This window comes from Dysgonomonas mossii DSM 22836 (genome assembly GCF_000213575.1).
Lineage (GTDB): Bacteria > Bacteroidota > Bacteroidia > Bacteroidales > Dysgonomonadaceae > Dysgonomonas > Dysgonomonas mossii.
In genome coordinates, this window is record NZ_GL892006.1 from 50,403 (window position 1) to 62,961 (window position 12,559).

Genomic DNA, 12,559 nt, shown 5'->3' on the forward strand with positions numbered 1-12,559 from the left:
TCATACGGAAAACATGTGGTCAGAAATTATAAATACTGACAGTTTATTAGATCTATTGATATATTTTTGTAGCAGAAGCTAAATCAAACTAACAGCTTCCTAACCTTAACTTAGAACATTCTCATTGAATTAACAAACTTTACAAAACTTGAAAATGGTAAGATCCTCCGGATTTTACCATTTTCTACATCTAACATTATATATTAGGACTTCTAGGTTCGATTTATAATAACGCAGAAAATCAAATTCACACCAATGTAGTTTTATAATCACCAATATATTGGTACACAGAAAATATATAGCTAAATTTGTTTGCACAAAACTGACCGTATGATCAAGAAAAACATATTATTACTTCTCATATTTATATCTTCTCTTGCTTATTCACAGCAAATAAAAATCACAGGAAAAGTTACCAACCAGCAAAAACAGGTTTTGGAGCAGGTTTCTGTTTCTGAGATCAATAGCCGCAACGGAGTAACAACAAATGGCAGAGGCGAGTATGTATTATCTATACAACCTAAAGATTCGATTAAGATCATATTCTCTTTGATAGGCTATCAGCGTCATCAATATATAATATCTAAACCTACAAGTGATCTGGTACTGAACATCACATTAAAAGAAGACAATAATACTTTAGGAACCGTTACGATAGAAGGGCAACAAACCGTTACCACTGTTATTGAGCGAGTCGACTACTTGGCCACCAAACGTGCTTCAAACCCTTGGGGAAGTATAGAATCTCTCCTCGCAACTATGGGGGGAGTAAGCTCTACAAACGAACTGAGTTCGCAATACTCTGTACGTGGAGGGAACTTTGATGAAAACATCGTATACGTTAATGGAAATGAGATTTATCGCCCTCTCTTAGTGCGTTCAGCTCAGCAGGAAGGGTTAAGTTTTATAAATCCTGACATGGTGCAAACCGTCGGTTTTTCTGCCGGAGGATATAGTGCAGAGTATGGAGACAAGATGTCATCAGTTCTTGATATTACATATAAAAAACCTAAAGAGTTTGAAGCGTCTGCCTCTGCCGGACTTCTAGGGGGAAGTGTTCATATCGGTAATTCGACAGGAAAATTCTCGCAGATTACAGGAATTCGTTACAAAACGACTCAGTCCTTACTGAGCACTTCCGATACTAAAGCAGAATACGACCCTTCGTTTATTGATGCTCAAACATATATAACGTACGACTTGTCGCCCAAATGGGAAGTTAGTATGTTGGGAAACTATTCGCACAATACTTATGAATATACGCCCAAGACACGCAGTACTAGTTTTGGGACACTTACCATCCCTCGAAACTTTACCGTATACTTTGATGGATGGGAAAAGGACAGGTTTATTACTTACCAAGCAGCATTGACGCTGAAAGGTAGCATAAATGAAAACTTAAATATAGGTATCACCGGCTCTACATTCTCTTCTGACGAAAGAGAACGTTATGATATAGAAGGCAATTATATATTGAAAGAGCAGAACATAGTAGAGGGAAATGAAACCTTTGATGAGACGTCCCTGTTGGGGATAGGACGCTATATTGAACATGCACGCAATCAGGTGAAATCGGAAGTATATACAATCAGTCATTTCGGAGACTTTAAGATAGGAAATAACCTCTTGAAATGGGGGCTCACTTATCAACAAGAAAATGTAAGAGATAAGATCAAAGAGTGGGAAATGAGAGATTCTGCGGGTTACTCTCTACCAAATACAGGAATAGATGTCAATTTATATTCGAACCTGAAAGCAGATAATAAAATCAAGCCTTCTCGTTTCTCCGGATATATACAAGACACTTATAAACTTAATACAGACAATGGCTTGTTTATCATAAATGCCGGATTGAGAGCCAGCTATTGGACTTTCAATGAAGAACTGATAGTAAGCCCACGTGGAGCTATAGCTTTTGTGCCCAACGGAATGGAAAATTTCTCGATACGACTAGCGGGAGGCATTTATTATCAGGCTCCTTTTTACAAAGAATTCCAGAAAACAGTTAATCTAGATGGTAATAATGTTATCGAGCTAAATAAGGATATTAAATCACAAAAATCGATTCATATCGTACTCGGCACTGACTATTATTTTGGAGGCGGGGGAGAACATAACTCTCCACCGCTGAAGTTATCAGGAGAGATCTACTATAAAAAACTATCTGATCTGATTCCATATACTGTAAACAATGTAAAAATACGCTATTCTGGCGAAAATAGTTCCAAAGGGTTTGCTCTAGGGATGGACATGAAGCTATACGGAGAGTTTATTCCGGGTGTAGATAGTTGGATTAGTCTGGGTATAATGAAAACGCAACAGGAAATAGACGGGATAAAAGTTCCTCTGCCTACAGATCAACGTTTCAACTTTGCATTATTCTATCAGGACTATATGCCGGGATATGAACGCCTAAAAATGAGCCTTAGAGGTCTGTGGTCGCAAGGCTTACCCGTATCTGCACCATACAAAGGGTATGAAAACGGATATTTCCGCACACCGGCATATAAGCGTGTTGACATCAGTTTTTTGTGGCAAATACTAGGCGAAGATTTTGCTATACGCAACACAAACTCGCTATGTAAAGCACTAAAAAACATCTGGCTAGGAATAGATATCTTTAATATATTCGACATGCAAAATACAAATACGTATTACTGGATTACAGATATTTACAATCATCAATATGCCGTACCAAATTATCTGACAGGACGCCAAGTAAACGCAAAACTATTAATCGAATTTTAACTTATTTAATAAATTGAATTCAATTATATAAGGTTAAATAATATAACTTTACTATCAATCAAAAACGAACAGATTATGGAAAATTTTTCATTAGCAAATCCCGTAAAGATCATATTCGGGGAAGGAATGATCAAAGAGATTACAAACGAAATACCTCAGGGCAGTAAAGTATTGATGACTTACGGAGGAGGCAGTATAAAGAAAAACGGAGTCTACGATCAGGCAGTAAAAGCTCTTAGCGGTTACGAGTGGCATGAGTTTGGTGGAATAGAACCAAACCCACACTATGAAACCTGCATGAAGGCTGTAGCTGTAATAAAAGAAAAGGGTATCGATTTTATATTATCCGTAGGCGGTGGATCGGTACTTGACGCTACAAAGTTCATTTCTGCCGCAGTCTATTTCGAAGAGGGTGATCCTTGGCAGATACTGTCTAAAGGCAGCAAAGTAAAGAAAGCTATGCCTTTTGGAGACATTATTACATTGCCTGCTACAGGATCAGAAATGAATAGCGGAGCTGTAATAACCCGTGCCGAAACTCAAGAAAAACTTGCATTTGGTTCTCCCCTCACCTACCCTAAGTTTTCTGTACTTGATCCGACTGTAACATATTCATTACCTGCCCGCCAAACAGGGAACGGTGTTGTAGATGCTTTTGTACATGTTATGGAGCAATACCTGACATATAACGAAGGTAATTCTTTGCTGCAAGACAATATGGCTGAAGCTATTGTAAAAACATTGGTAGAAGAAGGACCTAAAGCACTGAAAGAACCAAATAGCTATGATGTTCGTGCTAATCTGATGTGGGCCTCAACATGGGCACTGAATGGCTGGATTGCCTGCGGTGTACCCGAAGACTGGGCTACTCACATGATCGGACATGAACTTACAGCTTTCTATGGACTTGATCATGCCCAAACCCTTGCTATTGTATTGCCGGGAGTAATGACAGTACTAAAAGATCAGAAAGGAAAAAAGATCACACGTCTAGGAAAAGAGGTATTTGGCATCCAAGGAAACGATGCTATAGATAGAACGATTAAAGCAGTGGAAGACTTCTTCGAATCGGTGGGTGTAAAAACTCATCTGTCAGACTACGGATTGGGCGATGAGGCTATAGATAAAGTAGCGGAGCGATTAGGAAACCGTGGATGGAAACTCGGTGAATGTCACAACATTACTGCTGATGTAATCAAAGACATTTTGACTTTAAGAAAATAAGCCGGAAATATAGAAAGTAAGCCGATAATTATATCGGCTTATTTTATAATCTGATCTTCGGAAACCTCGCTTAAATTATTTATTATTAATTCTTTTAGCTTTTCTTCCGGCAATATTACATTAAAGTTACCCCAAAAATTTCTGTCATACTGATACTTAGTATCTGAGAATATGTTTTGAGTAGGTATTCTTTCCTTTCGGGCAAAGGCATTTACATCCGTTGTATCTACCATACAGTTTACCATTTCGAACCACAGATATAATGGTGTGCTAAAAAGCTTTCGCTTTCTTTTCATCTTAAATTCCAGGTCCCCGCGAATATGGTTCACATAATAAATACCATCGTTGGATAATTTATACGAGACATTGTACCGAGCCTGTTGTAATGTTAGCCGAATATCCTTATTTTTTTTTCGAACATAAAGATCTGTAGCCTGTTGCACAAACTTGGGATTGATCTCGAAATGAGCTTCTATCAATGCATAATTCTCTGCGTCAATAAACAATTGTCCTTTAAACAAAGGTTCATCGATATATTCTTTCTGACAGAATGAAATAATATTCACCCTTCTGCCATCTACAACTGTAATATCTGTATGCCCATACTCATATTTATTTTGCTCTTCAGGCTTCAAAAAATCAGGTAAGTTCTTCACCAAATCCAATATCAGACAAGAATTAATACCGGATTTCATTTTTGTAAAGATTGTATCATTTTCCTGAATATTCTTAATACGGCGCATCTTTATAAGTTTTACCTGATCAAGATTTGCATTTACATCATAACCGGTCTTATAGATTTTAAGCACGGCCTCAGTAACATCTATATTGTTTTTTTTATGGTCTATACCTTCTCTGTAGAAGGTTGTAAGATAAACAGGCGAGGTTGAGTAGTTATTCTTACGATTCTCGAGCATACGGTTAACCTCTTCTTGAGGCTCAACTGCTCTAATTACCACCTCTTGCAATGGTATTATTCTAGGCTCAAGGACAAAACGAATATGCTGTCCGGCCAATAGTCCCACTTCCACTTCCTGACTTTCGTAACCTACATGTGTAAACTTTACCTTCGAATGACGAAGAGAATCAGGCAATATTAATTTGAATTCTCCATCCTGATTAGAAATCGTTCCTATTGTTGAGTTGCTGATTCCTACTGCGCTATAAGCTAATGGTTCTTCCGTAATCTGGTCGTATATTGCACCACTAAATGTAAAGAACTTTTTCTCTACACTATCTACCTTTTCTATGGAGATTACGGCATGTGTCTTTATCCGATCTGTAACTTGTAATAAAATATGATTTCCTACAACAGAAATCTTTAGTTGATTATTCCCGGTGATCGCATATATGGCTTCCCGCAATGTATATTCGCCTTTTGCAATCTTAACCTTCTTATCATTGTCTATTATCTGGCTATCATAGATAAATAAATAACCCGACTTGTCGGATACTTGCCTCAGCAGTTTATATACACTCTCTTTACTTTTTGGTAATTGTATCTTCCGATTTAGCACTGCGCCATCATCTGCCTGTAAAATCACTGCTACCATCATTAGCAATAACGATACAAGAATACGATGAAAGGTATTTTCAGCCGTATATTTCATGGCGGTTAATATATTATTTCTGTGATATAGATATCACATTATCTTGCTGTTTAAACTGCAAATTAAGAGCCATACAGATGAGTTGGGCCATTGTGGATGGAGTATCACCCGAAAAGGTAACTGTCAGTATACGATCTTGCAGTTCGGGTGACACTGTTAGCTGCTCTGCATCGGAGTTCATATTTATAACCCTCACAATATCCGACAATCGCTGATCTTTAAAATGAACCCTTTTGAGGTACGATTCAAACTGTGAAACATCTGTGGTTTTAACCTTATGTAGATTATCAGATTCCAAAAGAGCTGTTTCTCCAGCCCTTACATTTACTTTCTGCCCGTTCAATTTTGAAGTGACTCTTACTTCTCCACGCCGTACTGATAACGAAAATGAATTTTTATTTTCACTCTTCACATTAAATGAAGTGCCCAATACCTCAATAATCGTTTGCTGAGTTTCAATGACAAATGGCTTACTTGGATTTCGACTGATATCAAAAAATGCATTTCCCTCCAAAACAACCTCTCGTTTATCATCCGAAAAACGATTCGGATACTGCAAAGATGCTTGATCTGAGAGATATACTACCGATCCATCTTCTAAAGTAGAGATCAGAGTTGGAGCATCCTTTTCGTTATTTATTGTCAACATTTCATTGTGACTAGTCTTTTGTCCCCATATAACGAATACAGAAATGGCACAAATACATAAAATTGCAGCCACAGCCCCCCATCTTACCAAAGATGTACGTATGCTTGCTTTTTTCACTACTTTATTCTCCGGCAGCAATCCGTCACGATCGAGCCGCATATAAAGGCGATCCCAAGCCTGATCTGTAATCTTATTATTTGTTTCTTTCAAATTCATGATGCGTGTGTATATTTTTCTATTTCCTGTCTTAATATCTGATATGCTTTTGTCATTTCTGCCTCTACCGTTTTTATTGACACAGAAAGCAATTGTGCAATTTCTTTATATTTACGACCTTCCATCCGGTGCATTCTAAAAATGCGTAGTCGTCGCTCCGGTAACTGTTCCAGCGTACGATTTATAATATTCTGCAGTTCTTTATATTCAATCTGTTCTTGCGCTGTCGTTTCCGATGCTTCAAGCTTCCTGCTTAATACATTTTCGCGGTGACGTTCTTTTACGTACTGATGTTCGAAATATTGAAGCGACTGGTTACGTACTGCTCCATATAAATAACTCTTCATCGAACGGACAATATTCAAAGATTCTCGGTCGCGCCACAATACATAAAATAATTCCTGAACAATCTCTTCGGCTGCATCTTTACGACCAATTATGCCAAACGAGTACATGTATAAAGGCAGATAGTACTGGCGAAAAACCTGTTCGAAGGTTTCTATATCACCACACTTTATCTTCTTGAATATAAGCACATCGTTCAGCATAATAAGTACAATCACAAGTAAGACCAAATATAATAAATCATAACGAATTTATCAGTTACTTTGTTGTTTCTTTAATTTATTTACTGCCGATTCAAGCGACTCTGTAGGTTCTATAATGTTATAGCCCTCCCAGAAGTTGGCATCATAGAAGTTACTCACTTTGTCTGATAACGAATATCTGTCGCTAAATGCTTCTCTAGCCGGAATTTTAGCTATATTATTTTCTTGTCTGTCGGTAACAACCATCTCTGATATAATTGTATAGTTGGTAGAGAACAGCCTACGCTTATAGTCACATTTGAAACGGACTTCGTTGCGAACATAATTCAGATAGCTTTTCCCATTCTGCTGCTTATAAGTAACCAAATAGGCTACCTCTTCAGGTTTGAAATGCAATCTGAATGGTTTTTTACGAAGAATGGCCTGTGTAACCTTATTACGGTCGTCCATACTCAAGTTAAACTCTGCCCGTGAAAAAGCTAATGTTTCCTGATCAATGTACAAGTTACCATAAAACAGGGCGTAAGGCATAATAACCTGAGGCTCGAAACTTATCACATAATGAAGACGTTCGTTTATCATTACACTATTTTCCATCTTGTACTTATAGTAATGAAGAGACGCTTTATCTAACATTATATCTCTATTCTTTACAATATCCAAGTAAGTAGACAAGTTGGGACCTCCTATAAATTTAACAAGCAAAGTATCGCCGGGTTTTGGACTGAGTAGTTTCCTTCCTTTTAATACTTGTACTCTGTCTCCTGCATCCGATTCAGTATATGGGGTCTTGTAGATATCTATAACAGCCTCGGAGATGTTTATATAGCTTCGTCTTTTCTGTATAGTTTCACGATAGAACCCGGTTAAAAGGTTTGTCATCAAACTATTGTTATCGCCTATCTTATCTATGGCTTTTTCTACCAACTGCAACGGATCAGTAGATTCCACAACGACTTCTTTCAATCTGTTCTCATTACGTGTAAGGAAGATCGTAATATTACTCATATCCTGATCCGACAAAGGTACTCGCTGGTTGAAGTAACCTATGTGGGAAACTTCTATTGTTTTAAGATTCAGGGAATCTCTGACCTTGATGGTAAATCCTCCATCAGCATTCGATATCGTACCGATGCCGGTTCCGGGAACAGATATACTCACATATTCAAGAGTCTTCTTTGACTTTATATCCTTCACTACTCCGGTTATTGTAATATACCCTGGATCTTTGGCCGAATAAGTTGGAAGTGCTACACTCCAAATTATAAGGACTGTAAATACAGTTTGTATGAATTTTAAACATTTAGTTCTCATGGCTATATTGTTTTTAATGATGATTAATAAAACCGGTTGTACTATTATGATCGTTCAAAAAATGAAAACCCTATCTTTTATCAGATATTTAACATTTAATGAATGAAAGTTTAGTCCTAAAGAGATCTGAATATCAATAAAACGACACAAAACAAACAGCAAACAACTAACAATCTGCTATTTACACAACAAAAGCTTGTGATAATAAAATCACAAGCCTTTGTTTTCCTTATATTCTTATATTTTTATTTTGACACTTTCAGCTCGTTGATAAGACGAGGACAGTTCATTACCTTATCTATTATATAAAGTACATAACGTATGTCTACACTGATTGTACGTTGCAACTCTGGTTCGAACAAGATGTCACCACTCAGCGATTCCCAGTTACCATCAAAAGCAAGTCCGATTAGTTCTGCGTTTCCATTAAATACAGGGCTACCTGAGTTCCCTCCTGTGATATCGTTGTTCGACAAGAAGTTAACATACATTTTTCCATCCGCTTTGTTTGCATATTGTCCAAAGTCCTTACTTGCCAAATCGTCCAATATATATTGTTGCACACCGAATTCAGGATCGTTAGGGACTTGTTTATTCAATACACCTTGAGATGTTGAATAATAGTCGTAAGTAACCGCATCGGCAGGCTTGTATCCTCCCACAGAGCCATAGCTCAAACGTTGAGTGAAGTTAGCATCTGAATAAAATGCTTTATTCGGCTCCATCTCCATTAATCCCGCCATAAACAGACGACTGCCTTTATCTATCTGAGGATAATAAGGTGCAGAAGACTGACGTAACATGTTTAAGCATGGTTCTAAAGATTGAGCGAATGCAATTGCAGGGTCATTATTGATTGCCTCCTGATCTTCACTGCTTATTAGAGCTGTAGCAGCTTCCAAATTGGTAAATTTAGTATTGTTATAAAACCACTCTGCAAATTTATCATAGTCTCCACCAAATTCATCTGCAATCTTTGTATATACCGAAGGCAAGTATTCAGCAGGAACTCTTTCCGCATATATCTTTAGTAATGCAGGCATTACTTTACGATCGAGAGCCGGCTCATAATCTTTATAAAGCGGAGCTAAACGTTTAGTGAATTCTTCACCTTTATTTTTGTCAGGATCCATTCTATTTACAAGGAGTGCCGTATTTGCATAGCGGATAATTTCAATCCCATTAAAGAATGTTTCGTACAGATATGTCTGAATTTTAGATGTTTCCATTGTTTCAGTATACCCTTCTTTCACTAGCGTAAGAGCATCCCCGTATTTTGCTTGCAATGCCGGTTTTGAAGCAGCCCATTGTGCAAATTTTGCCTCAAGCTGTTCTTTATCTTTTATAACGTCAAGTTTAGCAATAGCTTCGTTCATCCCCATAGCATTCTTCCAGTAGTTGGAGCTTCCTGCATATTTAGAAGCATATTTGATACGAATAGCATCGCTTGCGTTCATATCTTTTCTCCAGATATCCTGTTTTGCTCCACGCACTTCAATACGAGGTTTGTGTTCCGATTCTACCATTTGGCTGATACCCCACGATGTCATATAGCGTTCGGTACTTCCCGGATATCCAATCGTCATGGCATAGTCGTTCTCTTTGTAACCCTTTAGAGAAACAGGAACTGAATATTTAGGTTTGTAAGGCACATTATCTGCACTATATTCTGCTGCACCATTGTCTTTGTTAGCATACACACGGAATACAGAGAAGTCGCCCGTATGGCGAGGCCACATCCAGTTGTCTGTTTCACCACCAAATTTCCCTACAGAAGATGGCGGAGTGAATACAAGCCTTACGTCTCTGAATACTTCGTATACAACAACATAGTATTTGTTGTGTGTATAGAAAGGAATTACTTGCGCTCTAAGAAACTTATTGTCTTTATACTTTTCAAGATATACTTGCGACAAAGAATCTATTTTCTCTTCACGTACATTCTCGCTATCTGTAGGTAATAATGTAGACGTTACAAAATCTGTAATGTCTTCGGTCTTCTGTAGAAAAGCAACAGTCAAACCTTCTGCTGGTAATTCTTCTTGAAATGACTGGCTTACAAAACCGTCTTTCAGATAATCATGGTCTACAGAACTTAGCTTTTGTATTGCATCGTATCCGCAGTGATGATTGGTGAATATCAGCCCTTGACGAGATACCGATACTCCGGTACAGCCTCTACCGAAAATAACTACAGCATCTTTCAGCGAAGGGTTAGTCTCGCTGTATATGCTATCAATAGGGAACTTAAATCCCAGCTCTTTCATGCGGGCAGCACTCTGCCTGTTGAGTTCTTTTAATAGCCACATTCCTTCGTCAGCCTTTACTCCGGCAACAGTAAGGAAAATTGCTAATATTAAAAATAGTTTTCTCATCGTTTTTAGTTATTATTAATTAATGATATATTTTATAATTAAATAGCCTTTAACCCACATTTACATAATCAACTATCTAAATGAAAGATACATCAAAAAAAGTAACAAAAGTAACAGTTTTTATCTACTTTTTTTAGTGTAACCTTTTATTCCTTATATAGCACACATCCCGCTTATATACAGATAATTATATTTAATTTTCACAACACGATGAAATAAGAAAGTGTCACTTATTTTTTTTATTGTTGTTGATATATTTACCAATGATAGGAATCTCTTTTAATGGTAAATCTTTCTTTATTATAACCGCTGTAAATATAACAAGGAATACGGTACGATATGCCAGTCGTAAGATTTCGTTATCTATCTGTGGATACATGGCAGCAATGTAAAATACGACAGCCAAAGCAAAGTATAAGAAAATGCGCTTCAGGTCATATTTTATCGGATAATATTTTTGTCCTATAAAATAAGATATACTCATTATAATCAGGTTACAAATCAGCGTAGCCCATGCACTGGCAATATAACCATAAATAGGAACAAAGATTATATTGATCGCAACCTGAAGGATACACCCGAATACAGAAAAATAGGCTCCGTATTTTGTTTTATCGGTTAGCTTATACCATACCGAAAGATTGAAGTACATCCCAAAAAATATTTCACCCATCATCGCAATAGGAACAATGACAGTTCCTACTGTATAGTTTTTGCTGACTATATATTTCAATATATCAAGATAGAACATAACAGCCAGAAAAACGAGCAATGCAAATATTACAAAATACTTCATTGCATCGGCGTAAGGTTTTGTACTGCTGTTTTCTTTATCTTTACTAAAGAAGAACGGTTCGTAAGCATACCTGAATGCCTGAGTAAACATCGTTATAATAACCGTTATCTTAAGGCAAGCATTGTATATACCTAATTGGCTGAAAGCTTCATCGGGATTATCAAATAAAAAAGGATAAGTCAATTGCGCTACAGTCTGATTTATAACTCCTGCCAGCCCCAATATTAAAAGAGGGAATGAGTATATCAGCATACGTCTGATCAGAGCATTATCAAACTGGAGCTTCACATTCTTCATTGTTGTCGGTATCAATAGTATCAATACCACCAAGCTAGAAAGCAAGTTTGCTAAAAAGATGTATCCAATACCGATCTCGGGATGAAAGAATTTATTAATAGCCAGGTCCGGATAATTTTTGTATAGCCAAGGACATAGAACCAAAAACAAAAGATTGAAAAATATATTAAACCCTATAAACGTAAGCTTCAATGTAGCAAACCGAATCGGTCTTTTCTGATAACGCAAATAGGCAAAAGGAATTGTCATAAAAGCATCCAGTGCCACTCCAATAGCCATCATCCAGATATGTTCCTTGTGTTCGGTATATTCCATCCATGACGAAATAGGATTGATGAAGGAAAAGCAAAATAGAATAAACAGCAGAGATGTTGTAGCTAATGAGATTAAAGATGTAGCATATACTTTATCCGGATTCTCTTCTTTCTTGTTCATAAAGCGGAAAAATCCGGTTTCCATGCCGTAAGTCAGCAAAACCATGAACAACGCAGTGTAGCCGTATATATAGCTTACCTTACCATACTCGATAGTATCAGTAAAAATATAAGTGTGTAAAGGAACAAGCAACCAATTAAATATGCGGCCAACAATACTACTCAATCCATAGATTGCAGTATCTTTTGCTAAGCTCTTCATTCCACTCCCTGCCATATAGATATATTTAGTTGGCTACAAAAGTAGTAAAAATAAATCATGAGTTGTATTTTATCACCTGCGAGTTAATTGCAGATTTTTACCCCTCAAGACACATCACTTAACCCCTTGATTGCGGCCACAATAGA

8 protein-coding genes are annotated in these 12,559 nt (G+C 37.2%); 2 read left to right on the plus strand and 6 right to left on the minus strand.

The genetic code is table 11. From position 1 onward, the window contains the following. The first annotated feature begins 330 nt into the window (after window positions 1-330). Both HMPREF9456_RS07130 and HMPREF9456_RS07135 read left to right on the plus strand, forming a co-directional pair. Window positions 331-2,748, plus strand: a complete 2,418-nt coding sequence (locus tag HMPREF9456_RS07130) for a TonB-dependent receptor (RefSeq protein WP_018074841.1) — start codon at window positions 331-333, stop codon at window positions 2,746-2,748. Between the two features lie 75 nt (window positions 2,749-2,823). Beyond that, window positions 2,824-3,972 carry an iron-containing alcohol dehydrogenase gene (locus tag HMPREF9456_RS07135; RefSeq protein ID WP_006842823.1) on the plus strand — a complete coding sequence of 383 codons (1,149 nt, stop codon included), beginning with the start codon at window positions 2,824-2,826 and terminating at the stop codon, window positions 3,970-3,972. Window positions 3,973-4,010: 38 nt separating this feature from the next. Here HMPREF9456_RS07135 and HMPREF9456_RS07140 read toward each other — a convergent pair whose 3' ends face one another. The 6 genes from HMPREF9456_RS07140 to HMPREF9456_RS07165 form a co-directional block, all read right to left on the minus strand. Then, entirely contained in the window at window positions 4,011-5,582 is a 1,572-nt protein-coding gene (locus HMPREF9456_RS07140; RefSeq protein WP_006842824.1) for a carboxypeptidase-like regulatory domain-containing protein, read from the minus strand. A 13-nt stretch (window positions 5,583-5,595) separates the two neighbouring features. Next, entirely contained in the window at window positions 5,596-6,447 is an 852-nt protein-coding gene (locus HMPREF9456_RS07145) for a FecR family protein (RefSeq protein ID WP_006842825.1), read from the minus strand. Continuing rightward, complete coding sequence (locus HMPREF9456_RS07150) at window positions 6,444-6,995, minus strand: RNA polymerase sigma-70 factor (protein ID WP_006842826.1); 552 nt, start codon at window positions 6,993-6,995, stop codon at window positions 6,444-6,446. Before HMPREF9456_RS07150 ends, HMPREF9456_RS07145 begins: the two co-directional genes overlap by 4 nt. A 51-nt stretch (window positions 6,996-7,046) precedes the next feature. Beyond that, window positions 7,047-8,309, minus strand: coding sequence for a carboxypeptidase-like regulatory domain-containing protein (locus HMPREF9456_RS07155; protein WP_006842827.1), 1,263 nt, complete (start codon window positions 8,307-8,309; stop codon window positions 7,047-7,049). Between the two features lie 245 nt (window positions 8,310-8,554). Beyond that, on the minus strand, window positions 8,555-10,684 hold the full coding sequence (locus tag HMPREF9456_RS07160) for a S46 family peptidase (RefSeq protein WP_006842828.1): 2,130 nt from the start codon (window positions 10,682-10,684) through the stop codon (window positions 8,555-8,557). 226 nt (window positions 10,685-10,910) lie between these two features. After that, entirely contained in the window at window positions 10,911-12,428 is a 1,518-nt protein-coding gene (locus HMPREF9456_RS07165) for an oligosaccharide flippase family protein (protein WP_006842829.1), read from the minus strand. Window positions 12,429-12,559: the final 131 nt, after the last annotated feature.

Coding starts and splice junctions, on each gene's coding strand:
- HMPREF9456_RS07155 (WP_006842827.1), bottom strand. CDS start 8,309: ATGAGAACTAAATGTTTAAAATTCATACAAACTGTATTTACAGTCCTT.
- HMPREF9456_RS07140 (WP_006842824.1), bottom strand. CDS start 5,582: ATGAAATATACGGCTGAAAATACCTTTCATCGTATTCTTGTATCGTTA.
- HMPREF9456_RS07145 (WP_006842825.1), bottom strand. CDS start 6,447: ATGAATTTGAAAGAAACAAATAATAAGATTACAGATCAGGCTTGGGAT.
- HMPREF9456_RS07165 (WP_006842829.1), bottom strand. CDS start 12,428: ATGGCAGGGAGTGGAATGAAGAGCTTAGCAAAAGATACTGCAATCTAT.
- HMPREF9456_RS07150 (WP_006842826.1), bottom strand. CDS start 6,995: ATGCTGAACGATGTGCTTATATTCAAGAAGATAAAGTGTGGTGATATA.
- HMPREF9456_RS07130 (WP_018074841.1), top strand. CDS start 331: ATGATCAAGAAAAACATATTATTACTTCTCATATTTATATCTTCTCTT.
- HMPREF9456_RS07135 (WP_006842823.1), top strand. CDS start 2,824: ATGGAAAATTTTTCATTAGCAAATCCCGTAAAGATCATATTCGGGGAA.
- HMPREF9456_RS07160 (WP_006842828.1), bottom strand. CDS start 10,684: ATGAGAAAACTATTTTTAATATTAGCAATTTTCCTTACTGTTGCCGGA.